This window comes from Nocardia sp. NPDC057227, from assembly GCF_042669725.1.
GTDB lineage: Bacteria > Actinomycetota > Actinomycetes > Mycobacteriales > Mycobacteriaceae > Nocardia > Nocardia asteroides_A.
The window spans coordinates 162,665-184,150 of record NZ_JBHUXA010000006.1; the positions used below are offsets into that span (position 1 = coordinate 162,665).

11 protein-coding genes are annotated in these 21,486 nt (G+C 73.4%); 9 read left to right on the top strand and 2 right to left on the bottom strand.

All coding sequences use genetic code 11. The features are described 5' to 3' along the window. The first annotated feature begins 102 nt into the window (after positions 1-102). The 8 genes from ACFUJ1_RS11545 to ACFUJ1_RS11580 are packed head-to-tail and all read left to right on the top strand — an operon-like array spanning position 103 to position 17,694. Positions 103-3,564, top strand: coding sequence for an amino acid adenylation domain-containing protein (locus tag ACFUJ1_RS11545; protein ID WP_378644867.1), 3,462 nt, complete (start codon positions 103-105; stop codon positions 3,562-3,564). A 5-nt stretch (positions 3,565-3,569) separates the two neighbouring features. Beyond that, positions 3,570-9,761, top strand: coding sequence for an amino acid adenylation domain-containing protein (locus tag ACFUJ1_RS11550; protein ID WP_378644869.1), 6,192 nt, complete (start codon positions 3,570-3,572; stop codon positions 9,759-9,761). A gap of 19 nt (positions 9,762-9,780) precedes the next feature. Then, entirely contained in the window at positions 9,781-10,536 is a 756-nt protein-coding gene (locus ACFUJ1_RS11555; protein ID WP_378644870.1) for a thioesterase II family protein, read from the top strand. Further along, positions 10,533-11,849 carry a polyketide synthase gene (locus ACFUJ1_RS11560; protein ID WP_378644872.1) on the top strand — a complete coding sequence of 439 codons (1,317 nt, stop codon included), beginning with the start codon at positions 10,533-10,535 and terminating at the stop codon, positions 11,847-11,849. The genes ACFUJ1_RS11555 and ACFUJ1_RS11560 overlap by 4 nt, the downstream gene beginning before the upstream one ends. Continuing rightward, on the top strand, positions 11,842-15,156 hold the full coding sequence (locus ACFUJ1_RS11565; protein WP_378644873.1) for an SDR family NAD(P)-dependent oxidoreductase: 3,315 nt from the start codon (positions 11,842-11,844) through the stop codon (positions 15,154-15,156). Before ACFUJ1_RS11560 ends, ACFUJ1_RS11565 begins: the two co-directional genes overlap by 8 nt. 50 nt (positions 15,157-15,206) lie before the next feature. Further along, on the top strand, positions 15,207-16,166 hold the full coding sequence (locus ACFUJ1_RS11570) for an ATP-binding cassette domain-containing protein (RefSeq protein WP_378644875.1): 960 nt from the start codon (positions 15,207-15,209) through the stop codon (positions 16,164-16,166). Further along, positions 16,163-16,933 (top strand): ABC transporter permease, encoded by a 771-nt coding sequence (locus ACFUJ1_RS11575; RefSeq protein ID WP_378644877.1) that lies wholly within the window; start codon positions 16,163-16,165, stop codon positions 16,931-16,933. Before ACFUJ1_RS11570 ends, ACFUJ1_RS11575 begins: the two co-directional genes overlap by 4 nt. Continuing rightward, the gene (locus tag ACFUJ1_RS11580) at positions 16,930-17,694 is read left to right on the top strand and encodes an ABC transporter permease (RefSeq protein WP_378644878.1); all 765 of its coding nucleotides are present in this window, start codon (positions 16,930-16,932) and stop codon (positions 17,692-17,694) included. The genes ACFUJ1_RS11575 and ACFUJ1_RS11580 overlap by 4 nt, the downstream gene beginning before the upstream one ends. A 10-nt stretch (positions 17,695-17,704) precedes the next feature. Here ACFUJ1_RS11580 and ACFUJ1_RS11585 read toward each other — a convergent pair whose 3' ends face one another. Beyond that, a complete protein-coding gene (locus tag ACFUJ1_RS11585; RefSeq protein WP_378644880.1) occupies positions 17,705-18,619 on the bottom strand; it encodes an ABC transporter substrate-binding protein in 915 nt (304 codons plus the stop codon). 81 nt (positions 18,620-18,700) lie between these two features. Here ACFUJ1_RS11585 and ACFUJ1_RS11590 point away from each other — a divergent pair, with 81 nt between their 5' ends. Further along, positions 18,701-19,453 (top strand): class I SAM-dependent methyltransferase, encoded by a 753-nt coding sequence (locus tag ACFUJ1_RS11590; RefSeq protein ID WP_378644881.1) that lies wholly within the window; start codon positions 18,701-18,703, stop codon positions 19,451-19,453. Here the strand turns inward: ACFUJ1_RS11590 and ACFUJ1_RS11595 are convergent. After that, a complete protein-coding gene (locus tag ACFUJ1_RS11595; protein WP_378644883.1) occupies positions 19,440-21,470 on the bottom strand; it encodes a M13 family metallopeptidase in 2,031 nt (676 codons plus the stop codon). The genes ACFUJ1_RS11590 and ACFUJ1_RS11595 overlap by 14 nt on opposite strands. Positions 21,471-21,486: the final 16 nt, after the last annotated feature.

A 21,486-nucleotide genomic window follows, 5' to 3' on the forward strand; every position in this document is an offset into this window, starting at 1 on the left:
TGGGCAAAGTTAGGCAAGGCTAGCCTACACCAAATCGGACATAGCGGTCAAGTCGGGCCGCGAAGTTCGAAGTGGGGTGGCTGTTTCGGGTTAAGGAGTCGGATGCTCGGCAAGGCGGAACTGCGCGACATCGTGGCGGCGGATCTCGGGGTCGCGCCCGGGGCGGTCGGCTTCGACGACGATCTGGTGAGCCTCGGGATGCACTCCATGAAGCTCATGCGGCTGGCCGCCGGGTGGCGCAAGCGGGGGTACGACATCCGAAGCTCGGCGCTCGCCCTCGAGCCCACGATCTCCGCCTGGGCGTCTCTGCTCGCCGCAGCCGCCCCCACGAACCCCGCAGGTGCCGGGGATGCGAGTTCCCCGGACGACTCGAGCGCGGGCTCGGCCGAGCCGTCGGCCGAATTTCCCCTCGCCACCATGCAGCACGCGTACTGGATGGGCAGGCGCGGGGATCAGGCGCTCGGCGGCGTCGCGGCACACCTGTTCGTCGAGTTCGACGGCACCGGGGCCGATCCGGAGCGGCTGCGCCGGGCCGTCGCGCGCCTGGTGCGCAGGCACGAGATGCTGCGCGCCCAGTTCCTGGACGCGGGCACCCAGCGCGTCCTGCCCGAGCCGCTGGTCCCGGTCTTCGCCGCGCTCGACCTGAGCACCGAGCCCGCCGACCGGATCGAGGCCGAACTGGAGCGGGTGCGCCAGGATAAGAGCCACCAGCGCATGGACGTGGCCGCGGGCAAGGTCATCGACATCGCGCTCACCGTGCTGCCGGACGGCGGCCACCGCCTGCACCTGGACGTCGACATGCTGGCGGGCGACGCGCAGAGCTACCGCCGGGTCCTCGACGACTTGGCCAACCTGTACGAGGCCGACGCCGACGCCCTCCCGCCGCTCGGCATCACCTTCCGCGAGTACCTGGCCGCGAAGGAGCGCACCACCGGCGACACCGAGGCGGATCGCGCCTGGTGGGCCGAGCGGCTCGCCGAGCTGCCCGACATCCCCGCGCTCCCGGTGCTGCCGGAGAACGAGCGGCGCGACGCCGCCCGCAGCGTCCGGCTGCACCACTGGTTCGACGCGGAGGCGAGGGCGAATCTGCACGCCAACGCGCACGGGAACGGCGTCACCGCGGCGGTCACCCTCGCCACCGTCTTCGGCGAGGTGATCGCGCGCTGGTCGGCGCGGCAGCGCTTCCTGCTGAACGTTCCGCTCTTCGCCCGCGAGCAGCTGCACGACGAGATCGACGCGGTGGTCGGCGATTTCACCAACTCGGTACTGGTCGAGATCGACGCCTCCCGGGTTGAGCCCGTGCTCGCCAGGGCCCGCAGGTTGCAGCGCGAACTGCACACCTGCGCGGCGCACGCCGAGTACGAGGGGCTGGACGTGCTGCGCGACCTGGGCAGGCTGCGCGGCGCGCCGGTGACGCCGTCGGTGGTCTTCACCTCCGGGCTCGACCTCGGGGAGCTGTTCTCCGAGCGGGTCACCCGGGTCTTCGGCAAGCCGGTGTGGATCATCTCGCAGGGCCCGCAGGTGGATCTGGACGCCCAGGTGGCGGAGCTGGACGGCGGGCTGCTGGTGAACTGGGACCTGCGCCGCGACGCGCTGCCCGACGGCATCGCCGAGACCATGTTCGCCGAGTTCCTGCGGATTCTGGCCGCGCTGGCCGCGCCCGGCGCGGATTGGTCGCAGCCGCTGGCGATTCCGCTGCCCGCGGAGCAGGCGGCGGTGCGGCTGGCGGTCAACGACACCGCCGAGGAGTTCGGGGCGCGCACGCTGCACCACGCCTTCTTCGAGCTGGCGGAGCGGCATCCGCAGCGGACCGCGCTGCTCCGCGCGGGTGGCCTCGCCACCAGCTACGGCGAACTGGCCGGGCAGGCGCTCGCCGTCGCCCGGGCGCTGGCGGCCGCCGGGGTGCGGTCGGGCGACACCGTCGCGGTGCTCGTGCCCAAGGGGCACCGGCAAATTCCCGCCGTGCTCGGCGTGCTCGCCGCCGGCGCGACCTACCTGCCCATCGGCACCGACCAGCCCGCCGCCCGGCGCGACCGCATCCTCGCCCGCGCGGGTGTCGACGTGGCGATCACGGATGGCGCTGCTGAACTCACCACACGGGTGACCCCCGTCGACCTGACCACCGCGCTGGCCGGCCCCGCACTCGACGCGCCGCTCCCGGCGACCCCCGACAGCACCGCCTACGTGCTGTTCACCTCCGGCTCGACCGGCGAACCGAAGGGCGTCGAGGTGAGTCACCGCGCCGCGGCGAACACCGTCGACGCCATCGCCCGCCGCTTCGGCATCGGCGCGGGCGACCGCCACATCGGCCTCTCCGCGCTCAACTTCGACCTCTCGGTCTACGACATCTTCGCCCCGCTGAGCGTCGGCGGCGCCCTTGCCTGCCTCGACGAGGCCACCGAGCGCGACGCCCAGGCATGGGCCGCGCTGATCGCGGAGGCAGCGGTCTCCGTGGTGAACGCGGCACCCGGACTGCTGCAGATGCTCGCCGACATCGCCGCCCCCGAGCAGCTGCGCTCGATCCGCCTGGTCCTCACCGGCGGCGACCGGGTGCGCACCCGGCTGGCCCGCCGTTTCCGCGAAGCGGTGCCCGGGCTGCGCTTCGTCGGCCTCGGCGGCACCACCGAGACCGCCATCCACTCCACCGTCTGCGAGGTCACCGACGACTTCCCGGCGCACCGGGACAGCGTCCCGTACGGCACGCCGCTCGCGAATGTCGCGCTGCGCGTGGTGAACCAGCGCGGCGAGGACTGCCCGGACCTGGTGCCCGGCGAGCTGTGGATCGGCGGCGCGAGCGTGGCCGACGGTTACCGGGGCGACGCCGAGCGCACCGCCGACCGATTCATCGAGCACGAGGGGCTGCGCTGGTACCGCACCGGCGACCTGGCCAGGTACCTACCGGACGGCACCGTCGACTTCCTCGGCCGCGCCGACCACCAGGTGAAGATCCGCGGCTACCGGGTCGAGCTCGGCGAGGTGGAGTCGGCGCTGGCCGGGCTGCCCGGCGCGGGCGAGGCGGTCGCGCTGGTCACCGACTCCGGCAGGCTGGTCGCCGCGGTGACCGCGGACGGCTCCGGCGCCGCCATCGATCCGGGGCGGCTGCGCGACCAGTTGCCCGGCTACATGATCCCCGAGCACGTCGAGGTGCTGGCCGAGATCCCGCTGACGCCGAACGGCAAGCTGGACCGCGCCGCCATCCGCCGCCTGCTGGTCGCGGGCGACCTGGCGGCCGCCACCGCCTACGTGCACCCCGCCGACGAGGTGGAGGCCGCGCTGGCCTACATCACCGCGCAGGTGCTCGGGCTGGACCGGATCGGGGTGGAGACCGACTTCTTCGACGTCGGCGGCAACTCCATCCTCGCCACCACGCTCACCGCCAAGGTGCGCGGGCTGCTCGCGGTGGACGACTTCGGCGTCAGCGGGGTGCTGGAGGGCCGCACGGTGCGCCGCATCGCGCGCGGGCTGCTCGGCACCGAGGCCCAGCCGGGGCGGCTGGCGCAGGTCGCCACCATCCTGCTCGAGCTCGCCGAGATCAGCCTTCCCGACTCCGCGAGCGTGGTGTGAATCCGATGAAATCCCTCGACGACCTGCAAGAGGCCATGCGGGCGCGGCTGGCGGAGGCCGGGCTCGACACCCGCTCCGGGCCGGTCGCGCGCCGCGATCCCGAGCGCGCCGCGCTCTCCTTCGGGCAGCGCTATGTCTGGGCGCACCAGCAGATCGCCCCGGAGAGCACCGCCTACAACCTGTGCCTCGCGCTCACCTTCGCCGGCGAGGTGGACGACGCCGCGCTGCGCGCCGCCTTCCTGGCGCTGCCGGAGCGGCACGAGGTGCTCCGCACCACCTACCACAACGACGAGCAGGGCGAGCCCTACCAGCGCATTCACGCCGAACTGCCGCCGCGGGTGCTGCTAGAGGACCACACCGGCCTCGAGCGGGACGAGGCGGAGCGCAGGCTGGCCGCCGCGGTCACCGCCGAGGCGCACGACACCTTCGACCTCGGCGCCGAGTCCTCGCTGCGGCTGCGCTTCGTCCGGCTCGACCCGCTGACCCTGGTGGTCGTGCTGGTGATCCAGCACATCGCCTGGGACGGGATGACGCTGCCCGCGCTCTCCGCCGACGTCGAGCGATTCTACGCGCAGGCGCGGGCAGGCGGCATCACCGTCGAGCCGCTGCGGCTGCAGGTCGCCGACTTCGCGGAGTGGGAGCAGGAGCGGTTCCGCGACGGCACGCACGAGGCGGCGGCCGAATTCTGGGCGAGCCGGTTCGACGGCGAGGTACCCGAGCTGGCGCTGCCGCACGACCGGCGGCCGGTCGCCGTCACCGAAACCGGTGCGCGGCTGGACCGCTCGCTCGGCACCGCGGCGGACGCGGCGCTGCGCGCGCTGAGCTCCGAGCTCAAGGCGACCCCGTTCCAGGTGTTCCTCGCCGCCTACGCGGTCGCGCTGCGGCAGGTCACCGGGCAGCCGGACGTGGTGATCGGCACCACCGTGGCCAACCGCGAGGAATCCGGGATGGACGCGCTCATCGGCAACCTCAGCAATATGCTGCCGCTGCGCATCCGCGGCATCGACAGCGGCCGCGACTTCGGCGAATTCGTCGCGTACGTGCGCGCGGTGACCACGGAGGCGTTCCGGCACAAGCAGTTCCCGCAGGAGGAGATCGTCCGCGCGGTGAACCGGGCCACCGGCAATGTCGGCTCGAAACTCTTCGACACCATGGTGCTCTTCCTGCACCAGCGCATCGACGGCCCGCGGCTGCCCGGCGTCCGGACCAGCTGGGAGCTGGCCGACCACGGCGCCTCGCTGCTGCCCATCGCGGTGGAGGCGTTCATGCACCCGGACCGGGTGGATGTGCAGATCACCTACCGCACCGACCTCTTCGACGCGGCGACCATCGGCAGGCTGCACTCCTACATCGACCACACACTGGCGCACGCGGCCGCCCGCACCCCGCTCGACGCCCTGCTCACGCTGGCCCCGAGTGATCGGGCGGCGCTGGCGGCGTGGTCGCGCTCGGAGCGGGTGCCGATCGTCGCGGAGACGGTCGACGCCATGATCCGGGCGTCCGCGCTGGCGTATCCGGAGCGAACGGCGGTGGTGTTCGGCGAGATCGAGCTGAGCTACGCCGAGTTCGACGCGCGGGTGAACGCGTTCGCGCGGCTGCTGCGCGAGCGCGGGGCGGGCGCGGGCGATCGGGTCGGGGTGTTCGCCGAGCGCAGCGAGCGGCTACCGGTGATCTTCGCCGCGATCCTGCGCACCGGCGCGGTGTACGTGCCGGTCGATCCCGGCTACCCGGCCGACCGGATCGCCTACATGCTGGCCGACGCCGAACCGGCGCTGCTGGTGCGCTCCGCGCCGCAGGCCGTCGATGCGGGTTCGGTGCCGGTGCTCGACGTCGCCGACCCGGCCGTCGCCGCCCGGCTCGCCGAGCTCGACACCGCGCCGCTGACCCCGGCCGAGCTGGACCGGCCGATCCACCCGCTGGACGCCTCGTACCTGCTCTACACCTCCGGCACCACCGGCCGCCCCAAGGGCGTGGTGACGCCGCACCGCGGCGTGGTGAACCACGTGCAGTGGATGCGCGACTTCCTCGGCTTCGCCGAGGAGCGGATCCTGCAGAAGGCGCCGATCGGCTTCGACGTGTCGGTGTTCGAGCTGGTCAACGCGCTGTGCACGGGGTCGGCGACGGTGCTGCCGCCGCCGGACTGGTGGCAGGCCGACGTGGAGGCGCTGGCAGGCATCATCGACCGGCACCGGATCACGCAGATCTCGCTGGTGCCGAGCGTGGTCAGGGCCTTCCTGGACGCCGGGCCGGACCCGGCGCGGCTGGCCTCCATGCGCTTCGTGTACCTGGGCGGCGAGGCGGTGCCGCCGACGCTGGTGGCCGAGGCGAGCCGGGTGTTCGGCGGCCGGGTGCTCGGGCTGTACGGGCCGACCGAGGCGTCGATGGACATCATGCACGAGGATTTCGCCGGTGCGCTGGCCCGGCCGGAGTGGTTCCGCTCGGCGCTCATCGGGCAGCCGGAGTGGAACTCCGACGTGCACGTGCTCGACGACCGGCTGCGGCCCGCGCCGATCGGGGTCAGCGGCGAGCTGTACCTGGCCGGGCCGCAGCTGGCGCAGGGATACCACCACCGGCCGGGGCTGAGCGCGGGGACCTTCGTCGCCTGCCCGTTCGCCGACGAGCCCGGTGCGCGGATGTACCGGACCGGCGACGTGGTGCGCTGGCATCCCAGCGGCAGCCTGGAGTACCTGGGCCGCGCCGACGACCAGGTGAAGATCCGCGGGCACCGGATCGAGCTCGGCGAGGTGGGGTCGGTGCTGCGGCAGGTGCCTGGCATCGGCTCGGCCGCCGCGGTGGCCCACCGCAGGGACGCCGATGTCGCGCTGGTCGCCTACTACGTGGCGGAGCCGGGGTCGGTGTACGCCGACGGGGAGGCCGGGTCGCACGCCGGTGCGCTGCGCGCCGAGCTGGCTGTCCGGTTGCCGGAGTACATGATTCCGGCGGCGCTGGTGCGGCTGGAGGCGCTGCCGCTCACCGCCAACGGCAAGCTCGACAAGCGCGCGCTGCCGGTGCCAGACCTGGGTGCGGGCAGCGGACGCGGGCGCGAGCTGCGCGGCGCCGCCGAGGAGGCGGTCGCCGCGGTCATGCGGCAGGTGCTCGGGATCGCCGAGACGGTTCCGCTCGCCGCCGACGACGACTTCCTCGCGCTCGGCGGTGATTCCATCAGCGCCATCAGGATGGCGTCGGCGCTGAAGAAGCGGGGGCTCGCCATCACCACCGGCGCGCTCTTCGAGGCGCGCAGCATCGCCGCCATCGCGGCCGCCACCGGGGTGGTCGCCGAGACCGGCGGGAACGCGCTGGTCGAGGTGGGGGACGGGACCGGGTGGATTCCGCTGCAGCCGATCGCCGCGCTGCTCACCGAGCAGTCGGCGGCGTACGCGGGGTACAGCCAGGGGACCGCCGTGGTCACCCCGGCCGATGCCGACCTCGACCGCCTCACCACCGCCTGGCACCGCGTCCTCCGTGCGCATCCGCTCCTCCGCGCCCGCCTCGCTTCCGCCTCGGCTGTTGGTGGTGCGGGCGGGTCGGCCTCGACGGCCGCGTCCGGTGTGGCGGGACCGGCGGTGCCCGCGGCGTCGACGCCGGTCGCCGGCGACCCGGCCGCAGCGCTCGCTTCGCCCGCGGATACCGACCTGCTCGGGTATCTGGTCCCGCCCGCAGGCACCGAATTCCCGCCGGTCCTGGACGTACCGATCCCGGTCGCCGAGTGGGACGCCACCGCGGGCGAAACCCTGCACGCGCAACTCCGCACGCTCAGCGCCGATCTCGACCCGGCCGAAGGCCGGATGTCCGCCGCCGCCTGGGTGCACCCGGACGACGGCGGCCCCGGCCGCCTGCTCCTGGTCCTGCACCACCTGGTGGTGGACGGCGTCTCCTGGCGCATCCTGCACGACGACCTGCGCACCGCCTGGCGGGGCGACCCGGTCGACGCGGAAACCACCTCGGTGCGGACCTGGAACACCGCCCTCCTGCGCCACGCGGGCAGTGCCACCGTCACCGCGCAACTCCCGTTCTGGCGCACCGCGATCGAGCCGGAGCCACCGCTCGGTTCCCGCCCGTACGACCCGGCGGTCGACCGGGTCGAGACGGTCCGCGAGGTCACCGCCGAGCTGGACACCGACGACACCACCTTCCTCATGACCACCGCCGCGACGGCTTTCGGCTGCGACTTCCTCGATATCCAGATCGCCGCGCTGACCGTCGCCACCGACCGCTTCCGCCGGGCAAGGGACCGCGGCACCGACACCATGCGGCTCACCATGGAGCGCCACGGCCGAGCCGAATCCCTCTTCCCGGGCGCCGATCTGGCGAACACCGTCGGCTGGTTCACCACCACCTACCCGGTCGCGCTGCGGGCGGGCGGCGACATGGTCGACGCGGTGCGCGCGGTCAAGGAGCAGCTCCTCGCGGTGCCGGAGAGCGGCATCGGCTGGGGCCTGCTGCGCAGGCTCAACCCGGGGACCAGGGCAGAGCTGACCGGCCCCGAACCGCAGATCGGCTTCAACTACATGGGCCGCTTCGAGGTGCCGACCACCGCGCGGGACTGGGACGCCGCCCCCGAGTTCGGCTACCTCGGCGGCCACGCCGACCCGTCCATGCCTGCCCCCGCGCTGCTCGACGTGAACACCGTCGCGCTCGTCGACGACGCGGGCCCCGCCCTGCGCGGCTCCTTCCGCTACGCCTCCGGCGCACTGACCGAGCCGGAGGCGGGCGAGCTCGCCGACCTCTGGGCGGGCGCGCTGCGCGAACTGGCCAAGACGGTCCGCGAGGACCCGCGGCGCAGGCTCACCCCGAGCGACGTGCTCGCCTCCGAGGTCACCCAGGCCGACCTGGACCGCTGGCAGGCCGGGTACGGCGCCGTCGCCGACGTCTACCCGCTGGCCCCGCTGCAGGCCGGGCTGTACCTCACCGCCATCAGTACCGCGGGCCGGGACGCCTACACCGTGCAGACCACCATCGGGGTGCGCGGCCCGCTGGACGTCCCCCGGCTCGGCGCGGCGCTGAACCGGGTGCTCAACCGCTACCCGAACCTCCGCGTCTCCTTCGCGGTCGCCGCGGCGGGCGAGCCGTACGCCGTCGTCGCCGAGCGGATGGAGTTCCCGGTCGGCGAGCTCGACCTCACCGCCAGGCCGGAGCTGATGGAGACATTCCTCGACGCCGACCAAGCCGGCGTCTTCGACCTCGCCCGCGGCCCGCTCATGCGCGCCACCGTGGTGCACCTGCCCGGCGACGAGCACACCCTGGTGCTCACCTCGCACCACATCCTCACCGACGGCTGGTCCGGGCAGCTGCTGCCGCGCGAGATCTTCGACGAGTACGCCCGCCCCGGCGTTGCCGAGCCGCTCGGCAACCCGGCCACCTTCGCCGAGTTCCTCGGCCTGACCAGGGAGCGCGAGGCCGCCACCGAGGCGGTGTGGGAGCGCTACCTGGAGCCGGTGCGGCCGTGCCTGGTCGCCCCGGCCCGGGTGCCTGGCGGGAGCGCGCCGGTCATGCACCGCTTCCCGGTCGAGCCGGAGGTCGCGGACGGGCTGGCGGCGCTGGCCGCCGAGGCGGGCACCACGGTCAGCGTGCTGTGCCAGCTGGCCTGGTCGAGCGTGCTGCGCGAGGTCACCGGCGAGCCGGGCACCGTCTTCGGCGAGGTGGTCTCCGGCCGCCCGGCCGACCTGGACGAGGTGGACAACGCCGTCGGCTGCTTCGTGAACACCGTCCCGGTCGCGGTCCGGCTGGACGGCGACCGCAGCTGGCGCGAGCTGCTCACCGGCATGCAGCGCAGCCGCATGGAGCTCATGGAGTACCAGCAGTACCGGCTGACCAGCGCGAACCGAACCGCGGGTGCACGCAGGCTGTTCGACAGCATGTTCGTGTTCCAGTCCTACCCCTCCGGGCGCGCGGAGCTGGTCCGGCTGCTCGCCGAGCGGCAGCTGGAGCTGGTCTCCTTCGAGGGCCGCGGCGCGACCGACAACGCGCTGCTCGTCATGGTCTTCCCGGCCGACCTGCTGTTCCCCGGCGAGCCGCTGCAGGTCGTCGTCTTCTACGCGGAGGACTCCTTCGACGCCGGCGACGCCGAGATCATCGAAACCGCGTACCGCAACACGCTGCGCGCCATCGCCACCACGCCGGACCGGAAGGTCGGCGACACCGAAGTCCTCGACGACGAGGACCGCGCGGTGCTGGTGATGCGGCGGATGTGGCAGTGACCCGAGTAGGAGAAAACTGATGGCCGTCGCACCGGGCTGGATCCGGAAGTTCCACAAGCCGCGCAGCGCGGACGCCACGCCGCTGGTGATCTGCCCGCACGCGGGCGGCGGAGCCGCCACCTACCGCCCGTTCTCCAAGGCGTTGAACGCGAACTTCGACGTCGGGCTGCTGCAGTACCCGGGCAGGCAGGACCGCGGGCACGAGCCGGTGGCGACGTCGATCGAGGAGCTCGCCGCCGGCGCCTTCGCCGAGTACCTCGCCTCGCCGCTGAACACCGGGGCCCCGCTCACCGTGTTCGGGCACAGCATGGGCACCATGGTGGCCTTCGAGTTCACCCGGCTCGCCGAGCGGGCCGGGCTGCCGGTGCGGCTGCTCGGGGTCTCCGGGGCGGTGGCGCCGTGGCAGGTCGCGGACATGCCCGCGCACCCCACCGAGGACGAGGAGCTGCTCGACCACCTGAGCGGGCTGGACGGCACCGGCGCCGAGGTGCTCGGCAACCGGGAGCTGATGCGGATGTCGCTGCCCGCGCTGAAGGCCGACTACGCCGCCTTCGACGCGTACACCTGCGACAAGGACGTCACCGTCGGCAGCCACATCCACGCCATGGGCGGCAGCGACGACGAGTTCGTGACCATCGGGCACCTCTACTCCTGGCAGCAGCACAGCGACCGGGAGATCGAGGTCTCGCTCTTCGACGGCGGCCACTTCTACCTGCACGACCACGTCGCCGACATCGCCGAGGCGCTCACCGCCGAACCGGGTGACCCCAGATGACCGAGCACGATCCGGTCGTGGTGGCCGGCATGGCGGTCGAGGCGCCGGGCGGGGTGCGGACCCTCGGCGACTACTGGGCCGCGCTCGCCGAAGCCCGCGACCTCACCGGGCCGTTCCCGCGCGACCGCGGCTGGAAACTCGGCGAGCTGCTTCGGCTCGGTGAGCGCGCGGGCTGGGGGAACGTCGCCGACGCGGGCGGATTCCTCGACGATGCCGGTGATTTCGACGCCGCCTTCTTCGGGATCACCCCGCGCGAGGCGGTCGCCATGGACCCGCAGCAGCGGGTCGGGCTGCGGGTGGCGTGGCGGGCGCTGGAGAACGCCGGGATCGACCCGGCGGGCCTGGCGGGCGCCGAGGTCGGCGTCTACATGGGCGCCTCGCACACCGACTACGGGCCGCACGCCGCCGAGGTCAACGAGTACACCGGCTACCGGGCCACCGGCGCCGCCTACGGGGCCATCCCGGGCCGGATCTCGCACGCGCTCGGGCTGACCGGGCCGTCCATCCACACCGACACCGCCTGCGCGTCGTCGCTCACCGCGGTGCACCTGGCCGCGAACGCGATCCGCGCGGGGGAGTGCGAGCTGGCGCTGGCCGGTGCGGTCTGCGTGCTCGGCTCGCCCGCCGGGTTCTACGAGTTCTCCAAGGCCAACGCGCTCACCCCCGACGGCCGCTGCATGCCGTACTCGGCCGAGGCCAACGGCACGCTCTGGGGCGAAGGGGCAGGCGTGCTCGTGCTGGAGCGGGAATCCCGTGCCCGCGCGGAGGGGCACCGGGTCTACGGCCGGGTGCTCGCCACCCGGGTGAACCACAACGGCGCGGGCGCCCCGATCGCGGTGCCGAGCAGCGCCGCGCAGGAGCGGCTGATCCGGAAGACGGTGGCGGCGGCCGGGATTCCGGCGGAGTACGTCGGCATGATCGAGGGCCACGGCACCGGCACCGCCGTCGGCGACCCGCTGGAACTCGAGGCGCTCACCGCCGTCTACGGCACCGCCGGCTCGGCCGAGGACGGCCCGCTGCTCGGCTCGGTGAAGTCCAACGCCGGGCACGCGCAGGCCGCGGCGGGCATGCTCGGGCTGATCAAGGTGCTGCTCAGCGGTGTGCACGGCGCCATAGCGCCGACCCGCTACGCCGACAACCCGACGCCGGACGTGGACTGGGACGCCACCGGCCTGCGGCTCGCCGCCAAGCTCAGCCCCTGGACCCCGATCGACGGCGTCCGCTACGCCGCCGTCTCCTCGTTCGGGGTCGCGGGCACCAACGCGCACGCCATCGTGGCCATGCCCGCGCTCGAGGAGGACCCCCGTGGCTGACTACCGGCTCCCCGACGGCAGCACCCCGGTGCTGCTCTCCTCCGACGGCGCGGAGACGCTGCGCGCCGAGGCCGCCGCACTCCGCGACTACCTGCTCGCGCACCCCGGCGCCACCCCGGACGCCGTCGCGGAGATGCTCTTCCGCACCAGGACGCCGCGCCGCCACCGGGCGCTGGCCATGGTCACCGGCCGCGACGAGCTGCTCGCCGCACTGGAAGCGGTCGCGGCGGGACGCCCGCATCCGTCGGTGGTGGCCGGTGGCAAGCCCGCCGTCGCGCGCCGGGTCGGGTACACCTTCCCCGGCCAGGGCAGCCAGCGCGCGGGCATGGGGCGGATGTACTACGAGCTCTCGCCGGTCTTCAAGGCCGCGGTGGACGAGGCCGAGGAGGTCTTCGACCGGCTCTTCGACGTCTCCCCGCTGACCTACCTGCTGGACGAGGCGCAGGACGGCGAGGAGCGGCTGCGCGTCGTACAGCCCGCGCTCATGATGCAGATGCTCGGGCTGGCCGCCATGTGGCGGGCCGCCGGGGTGGAGCCGGCCGCGACGGTCGGGCACAGCCAGGGCGAGATCGCCGCGGGCGTCGTCTCGGACAGCTTCACGCTGGCCGACGCCGTCCGGGTGGTGACGCTGCGCGGCACCCTGGTCGACGGGCTCGGCACGCGCTTCCACGAGGAGCGGCGGTACTTCTCGATGGCGGTGCTCGGCGTCGACCGGGACGCCTGCGAGGCGCTGCTCGCCCGCACCTCCGGCTTCGCCGAGCTCTCGGTGATCAACTCGGCGCACGTGCTCGTCATCGGCGGCGACCAGCCGGTGCTCGCGGACATCGTCGCGGAGCTCACCGCGAAGGGCACCTTCGCCAAGGAGATCCGGGTCGCCTACCCCGCGCACACCTCGCTGGTCAGCGAGTTCCGCTCCACCTTCTGCGATCCCGCGCTGGTCGCCGAGTTCGACCGGCCGTCCTTCACCGAGGGGCCGATCGAGTGCATCGGCGCCACCCTCGGCGCCGCGCTCACCGCCGACCTGCCGGTCGGCGACTACTGGTACTGGAACCTGCGCAACACCGTGCGCTTCGACCAGGCCGTCGGCCTCGCCGTCGAGCGCGGCATCGATACCTTCGTCGAGATCTCCGAGCACCCGACGCTGGCGCTTGCCATGATGGAGAACCTCGGCACCGCCGCGGTGCAGCGCGACTTCCAGGTGCTCGGCACCTCCCGGCGCACCGCCGATGACCTGCGCGAGTTCACCCGCTCGGTGGCGCAGGTCGCCGTCTCCGACACCGGGTACCGGTGGGACGCGCTGCGCGTCGACGGCCCGAAGCGGCTGCCGCTGCTCGACTTCCCGCACACCGTCACCGGCGGCAAGCACCTGTGGGCCGTGCACGACTACAGCGCGAAGCCGGTCGAGCCGGAGCCGGTTTCCGCGCCGGTGCACCGGCTGGTCGAGCGGTGGAAGCCGCTGGGCAAGCGGAAGCTGGTGCCGCCGCGCACGATCGCGGTGCTCGATTACAGCGGGCACTGCGGTGACCTGGTCACCGCGATCGGCACCGCCGCTCCCCGGCACGGGGCGACCGTGGTCGACCGCACCGCGGGTCACGACACCCTGGTCGTCCTGGTCCCGCCGACCGGGTCCGGCGGCCCGGCCTCGGCACCCGGCGCGGCGCCCGACTCGGCGCCCGCGAGCACCGCCGACGCGCGAGTGGCGCCTGCGAGTATCGCCCCTGCGGGGTCGGCGCTCGCGAATACCGCCTCCGAGAGCGAGGCGCCTGCGAGCACCGCTGCCGCGAGGATGGCGGGCGTGAGTAACGCCGCCGTCGACGCGCTCGCCGAATTCGCGGCGCTCCCGGCGCAGCTCACCGACCTCGGCGGGGTCACCGACGTCTGGCTGGTCACCGCCGGTGGCGAAGCCGTTCTGGACGGCGAGACCCCGGACCCGTTCCACGCCGCCGCGCAGGCCGCCTACCGCTGCCTCGCCGCCGAGCACATCGGCACCGCACTGCGCCACCTCGACCTGCCTGCCGCGGGCACCCCGGAGGAGCAGGCCAGGGCCCTGGTCGGCGCGGTGCACGCGGCCGGTGAGCCAGAACTCGCGGTCCGCGCGGGCAAGGTGTACGCCAAGCGGCTCGGCACCGCGGACGACCGGGAACCGCTCGACCTCACCGGCCGCACCGAGATCGTGATCGTCGGCGGCACCGGCGAACTCGGCCTCGACTTCGCCGAGCGTTTCGCCCGGGCGGGTGCCGAAAGGGTCACCCTGGTGAGCCGCTCCGGCGGCTCACCGCGGGCCAGGGCAAGGATCGAGGAGCTGCGCGAACTCGGCGGCACCGAGATCGTCGTGCGCCCCTGCGATGTCACCGACGAGGCCGCGGTGCGCGAACTCGGCGCAGGCTTCGACGGCAGGCCGGTCGACCTCGTCGTGCACGCCGCCGTCGACTACGCCGCCGCAGGCACCGCCCCGACCCCGGCGGCGGTGCGCGCCGCCGCCCTGCCGAAGAGCACCGCGCTAGCGCACCTGGTCCGGCACCTGCCGCGCACCGCCGACGCGCGCATCGTGCTGTGCTCCTCGCTCTCCGCCACCATCGGCGGCCGCGGCCACTTCGTCTACGCCGCCGTGAACCGGCTGCTCGACGCCGCCGCCGCCGGGTACCGCGCCGACGGCATCGCGGTCACCTCGGTGCAGTGGGGGCTGTGGCGCGCGGTCGGCGCCGACCGGGCCGACGCGCTCGCCGCCATTACCGGCACCGGCCTGCTGCCCATGGACCCGGCCGCCGCCGTCACCGCGGGCATCACCGCCGACCCCGGCAATGCCCTGGTCGCCGCCGCCGACTGGGCCAGGATCACCGACCTCTTCGGCCTCTTCGGCATGGCGCCGCTCTTCGCCGATCTGGAGATCGACAACCCGGCCCCGGCCGGAAGCGCGGTCGGAACCCCCACGCCCGCATCCGGCGTGCCGGGGTCGCCGACCGACATGCCGGGAACCGCGCCGGGTGCGCCGGGAACCGTGCCCGGCGTGCCGGGAATCGCACCGGCTGGAAGCAACGGCCCGGCCGGAGCCGGGAAAATCCCCGGCGCGGGCGCCGATTCTCCCGCCGAAACGGCGGAGACCGTGCGCATCGCCCTGCGCACCGTCATGGGCATGGAACCGAACGACGACATCGACGGCACCACCCCGCTGGTCGCGCTCGGCCTCGACTCACTGCAGGCACTCGACCTGCGCAAACGCATCGAGACCGACCTGAGCCGCGACCTCCCGGTGACCGCCATCCTCGGCGGCGCCTCGCTCGACGAGGTGGTCGCCCTGCTCGGCTGAGCACCCCCCGGCCGGAGCGGCCGGGACCATTTCCGGAAGGGGAGCACGACGTGACAGGAAGTAGCGCCGACCCGGCCATCGTGGTCGACTCGGTGCAGAAGCGCTTCGGCGAGGTACACGCGCTACGCGGGATCAGCTTCAGCGTCCCCGCGGGCAGCGTGCTCGGCGTGCTCGGGCCGAACGGCGCGGGCAAGACCACCACCGTCTCGGTGCTCTCCACCCTGGTCGTGCCGGATTCCGGCCGGGCGACCGTCGCCGGGTTCGACGTGGTGCGCGAACCCGACGCGGTGCGCAACTCGATCATGCTCACCGGCCAGTACGCCGCGCTGGACGAGATGCTCACCGGCCGGGAGAACCTGGTGCTCTTCGGAAGGCTGATGGGGCTGCGCCGCAAGGCCGCTCGGGCGAAGGCCGACGAACTGCTCGCCCGCTTCGACCTGGAAGATTCGGCCGATCGGCGGGTCGGGCAGTACTCCGGCGGCATGCGCAGGCGGATCGATATCGCCTGCGGCCTGGTCCGCCCGCCGAAGGTGGTCTTCCTGGACGAGCCGACCACCGGGCTCGACCCGGTGTCCAGGCAGAGCCTGTGGACGCTGGTGCGCGAACTCAAGGAGCAGGGCGTCACCATCCTGCTCACCACCCAGTACCTGGAGGAGGCGGACGTCCTCAGCGACAACATCATCGTCGTCGACCGGGGCACCGTGATCGCCGAGGGCAGCGCCGACCAGCTCAAGGCGCGCTCCGGCGCCAGCTTCTGCGAGGTCGTCCCGGAGGACATCACCCAGCTTGCCGCCGCCACCGAGGTGCTCGCCGGGCTCGGCACCCCCACCGTCGCCGCGACCGCCGACCGGGTCTCGATCCCCGCCCCGGACGGCGCCGCCACCCTCTCCGAGGCGCTGCGCAGGCTGGAGGCGGCAGGCATCCCGCTGATCGATATCGCGCTGCGCCGCCCCTCGCTCGACGAGGTCTTCATCGAGCTGACCAAGAAACCCGCCGAGGTGCCCGCGTGACGGCCGCCGTCGAGCGGGTGCCCGCGAGCCTGCAGTGGACCGCGCTCAGCGAGCGCGGCATCAGGGCCGCGCTGCGCGAGGGCGACCTGATCCTCGCCTTCGCCTCCCCGCTCACCTTCTTCGTCTGCATCTACGTGCCGCTGCGCCGCTCCATGGAGGCGGGCGGCATCGACTACGCGCAGTACCTGGCGCCGCTCATCGTGGTGCAGGCCATGTTCTTCACCGCCATGTTCGCCGGCGACCGCGCCGCGCGGGAGGTGCAGGGCGGCATGGGAACCCGGCTGCGGGCCATGCCGGTGCGCGCCTGGGTGCCGCCCGCCGCGCGGATCTCGGCCAACCTGGTGCGCGCGCTCGCCGCCCTGGCCGGTGCGCTCGTGGTCGGCACGCTGTTCGGGTTCCGCTTCGACGGGTCCGGCCACACGCTCGCCTTCGTGCTGCTCACGCTGGCCTTCGGCACCGCGGTCATCCTGGCCGCCGACGCGCTCGGCACCGCCACCGCCAATCCGGAGCTGGGCGCGACGGTGCTCTTCGCGCCGCAGCTGCTGCTGCTCATGATGTCGACCGGTTTCGTCCCGGCCGATGGGTTCCCCGGCTGGATCCAGCCCTTCGTGCGGAACCAGCCGGTCTCCCAGGTGGCGGGGGCGCTCCGCGAGCTGGCCGAGGGCAGGGCCACCGCGACCACCGCGGTGGCGACGGCCTGGGTGGCCGGGCTGGTGCTGCTGGCCGCCACCGCGGCCGTTCGAGTCGAGCGGAGGCGAAGGCGGTGACCACCCTGATCGATCAGAGCCTGGTCGAGACCGGCAGGCTGCTGCGCCGCTGGAGCAGGCAGCAGGAGGTGCTCACCACCACGCTGCTGCTGCCGATCCTGCTGCTGCTCATGTTCGAACTGGTGCTCGGCAAGTCGCTCACCCCGCCCGGCGGGGCGGAGCCGATCTACGGCTTCGTGCCGATGATCGCGGTGGCGGGCGCCATGTACGGCGCCACCGGCACCGGGCTCTCGCTCTACGGCGAGCGGCAGAGCGGGCTACTGCGCCGCTTCTGGGTGCTGCCGATCCATCGCTCGGCGGGGCTGATCGGCCGGTTGCTCGCCGAGTGCGCGCGGGCGCTCGCCGCCACCGTCGTCGTCCTGGTGGTCGGCGTGCTGCTCGGGCTGCGCTTCCACGAGGGCGTGCTGGGTGCACTCGGCGCGCTGCTGGTCCCGGTGCTGGTGATCGCGGGCTTCACCCCGATGGTCATCGTGGTCGGGGTCAGCGCGATCGGCGACAAGGTGGTGCAGATCTTCGCCGCCGTGCTGCTGCTCGCCATGTTCTTCAACTCCGGGTTCGTGCCGGTGCAGAACTACCCGGAGTGGTTGCAGCCGATCGTCCGGGGTCAGCCGATCAGCTGCGCGGTGGAGGCGATGCGCGGGCTGCTGCTCGGTGGCCCGGTCGCGACGCCGCTGGCGCAGACCGTCGCGTGGTCGGTGGGGCTCACCGCGGTCTTCGGGTTCCTCGCGGTGCGCGGGTACCGAGCGGCCGCCCGGCAGTGAACGGCCGACCTCAGCCCGCAGCCCGCTGGAGGGCAGGCTCGATGCGGTTCAGCAGGTAGGGGACGGAAAGGGCGGTCGGGTACTCCAGCCCGGCCAGCTCTACCGGGTCGAGCAGCACCGCGGTGCCGTTCTTCGCGGCGCCGAGCTCGCCGTAGCCGGGGAGCGCGGCGGCGTCCGAGCCCGTGCCGGGGGAGTGGCCGATGACCAGGACGTCGGCGCTCAGCTCGGCGAGCCGGTCCACCGGGAGCAGCACCCGGCCCTGGTCGGCGGGGAGCGCCGCGAGTGCGTCCGGGAGCCGCATGCCGAGCCGGGTGAAGAGCTCCAGCGCGGGCGCGGCCGGGTCGACGGACACGATGAGCTGCCCCGGCCCGGCCAGCCACGCCACCGCTACCGTGCGCCCGCGCACCCCGCCCGCCGCGAACCGGTCCAGCCTGCGGTCGACCGCCGCGATCACCTCGTCCGCCTCGTCCGGCTCGCGCAGTGCCGCGCCCAGCGTGCGCACCTGGTCCCGCCAGCGCCCGACCGGCGCGGCGTCCAGCGCGGGGACGGTCGGCGCGATCGAGGTCATCTCCAGGTACGTACTCGGCGAACCGAGCGCGCCCTCCAGCAGGATCAGATCCGGTCGCAGCTCCTTGACCTGCTGACCCAGTGGTTTCGCCGGGTCGATGCCGGTCGATGACCCCGCGCTCGACCGCCAGGGCGCCACCGTCCCCGCCACGTCGGTCAGCTGCCCCACCGGCGGCACGCCGAGGGCGAGCGCCGCGTCCGACCACTGCGCCCCGAGCGCCACCACCCGGACCGGCGTCCGCTCGAGCACGGTCTCGCCCTGCGCGTGCGGCACCCGCACCGCCCCATCGACACTTCGCTCCGGCAGCTGGCAACCGACCAGCAGCAGGGCCGCTGCCACGAGCACCGCGATGCGCACCGCTTCTCCCTCCGTTCCGGGCAGGGTGCCCGGTGATCGGGACCGTAGGCGACGAGCGCCGCGGTCTGCTTCACTCCATCGATGGCAGATGCTCGCTACGACCGCACCGGCCGCACCTACACCGCCACCCGCCGCCCCGATCCGCGGATCGCGGCCCGGCTGCGCGCCGCGCTCGGCCCCGCGCGCAGCGTGCTGAACGTCGGCGCCGGCACCGGCTCCTACGAACCGCCCGGCACCGTGCTCGCGGTCGAGCCGAGCGCGGTCATGATCGGCCAGCGCCCGCCCGGCGCGCCGCCCGCGGTGCGCGGCGTCGCGGAAGCCCTTCCGCTGCGCGACGATTCGGTGGACGCCGCGCTCGCGGTGCTCACCGTGCACCACTGGACCGATATCCCCGCCGGGCTGGCCGAGCTGCGCCGGGTGGCCCGGAGGCGGGTCGTCGTGCTCACCTGGGACCACACCGTCACCGCCGATTTCTGGCTGCTCCGCGACTACCTGCCCGCCGCCGCGGCGACCGACGCCGCGCTCGCGGTGCCGGTCGCCGAGGTCGCCGAGCGGCTCGGCGCGGCCGTGCACCCGGTGCCGGTGCCGTGGGACTGCGCCGACGGCTTCGGCTGCGCCTTCTGGCGCCGCCCGGAGGCGTACCTCGACCCGCTGGTCCGGGCGGGCGCCTCCATGTTCAGCCTCACCCCGGAGCCCGAACTCCGCACCGGCCTCGACCGGCTCGCCGCCGACCTCGCCGACGGCAGCTGGCACCGCCGCCACGCCGACCTGCTCGACCGCACCGAACTCGACCTCGGCTACCGCCTGCTGATCGCCGAGCTCAGAGCAGGCTGACCCGCTGATCCTCCGGCAGGAACAGCTTGTCCCCGTCCTTCACCTCGAAGGTCTGGTAGAACTCCGCGACATTGCGCACCACCTGGTTGCAGCGGAACTCGCCGGGCGCGTGCGTGTCCTGCAGCATCCGCACCGCCACCGCCTCGGTCATCTTCTCCCGCCAGTTGCGGGCCCAGGAGAAGAACATCGTGCGGTAGTCCGGCTGCTGCCCGGCGCGCTCGGCGGCGCGGCGGTAGGCGGCGAAGGCGATCTGCAGCCCGCGCACGTCGGCCAGGTTCTCGCCGACGGTGAGCCGGCCGTCCACGTGCTGGCTCGGCTCCAGCCCCTCCGGCACCAGCACGTCGTACTGGGCGACGAGCTGGTCGGTCTTGGCCTCGAAGGCGTCCAGGTCCGCCGGGGTCCACCAGTCGCGGCGGTTGCCGTCGCCGTCGTACTTGGAGCCCTGGTCGTCGAAGCCGTGCCCGATCTCGTGGCCGATGGTCGAGCCGACCGCGCCGTAGTTCACCGCGTCCAGCGCGTCCTTGTCGAAGAACGGCGGCTGCAGGTAGGCGGCGGGGAAGACGATCTGGTTGGTGGTCGCCGAGTAGTAGGCGTTCACCGTCTGCGGCGACATCGCCCACTCGCTCTTGTCCACCGGCGTGCCGAGCCGGGCGAAGGCCCGCTTCACCTCGAACGCGTTCACCGCGAGCAGCGACTCCACGAGCTTGCCCCGGGTGATCTCCAGCGTCGAGTAGTCCACCCACTTGTCCGGGTAGCCGATCTTGGTGTCGATCTTCTCCAGCTTGGCCAGCGCCTCGCGCCTGGTCGGCTCGGACATCCAGGACGAATTGGTGAAGTTCTCCCGATAGGCCGCCATCAGGTCGTCGACCATGACGAGGGCGCGCTCCTTGGCCCCGGCCGGGAAATGCTTCTCCACATACAGCTTGCCGAGCTGCTCGCCGAGGTTGGAGTCGACCACCCCGACCGCCGACTTCCACATCTCCGGCTTCTGCTCCAGCCCGCTGAGCTGCTTGCCGAAGAAGTCGAAGCGGGCATCCGCGATGGCGGCGGGCAGGAACCGGGCGTAGGCCTGGATCACGCTCAGCTTCAGGTAGTCGCGCCAGACCGCGATATCCACCTCCGCCCACAGCGCACCGGCCGCGGTCACGAAGGAGGGCTGCCCCACCACGATCTTGTCGAAGAGCGACTTCGGCCGGGCGGTGTTCCCGGCCAGCCACGGCTCCCAGTCGAACTGCGGCGCGAGCGCCGTCAGCTCGGTCCAGGACATCAGGTTGTAGGTGGCGTCGGTGTCGCGCAGCCGGACGTTGTCCCAGTGCGCGGCGGCGATCCGCTTCTCCAGGTCGAGCAGCCGCTGCGCCACCCCGGCCGGGTCGGGCAGCCCGGCGCCCGCCGCGACCTTCTGCAGGTAGGTCTGGTAGCCGGCCAGGTCCTCGGCGAACTCCGGCTTGCGGTAGTACTGCTCGTCGAGGCCGAGCCCGGACTGCCCGATGCTGGGGATGTACTGGGTCGAGTTCTTCCGGTCGATGCCGATGCCCATGCCGATCAGCCCGCCGATCGGCAGCGCGGCCATCACCTTCGCCAGCTCCGGCTTGCCCGGCGCCCGGTCGATCTGCTCGAACAATCCGGCCAGCGGGGTCAACCCGAGCGCCTCGATCCCGGCCAGGTCGAGCCTGGCGTCGTAGAGGTCGCGGATCTGCTGCGCCTCCGAGCCCGGCGCCGGGTCGGCGATGCTCTCGATGAGCTCGCGCAGCTGCAACTCGGTGCGCTCGGTCGCCTCGGTGATCGCGCCGACCTGCGCCTTGTCCGGCGGCAGCTGGAACTCGCGCAGCCAGCGCCCGTTGACGTGCCGGTAGAGGTCGTCCTGCGGCCGGATGGCGTCGTCGGCGCCGCCCATGTCCACCCCGGTCAGGCGCACCGGCGCCTCCTCCGCGGAGCAGGACGCCAGGTAGACGGCCGCGGGCACGACACCGAGCGCGACCAGGAACGCGCGCCGGTCCAACCGGCCGGATGCAGTCACCAGGATTCCCCTATCC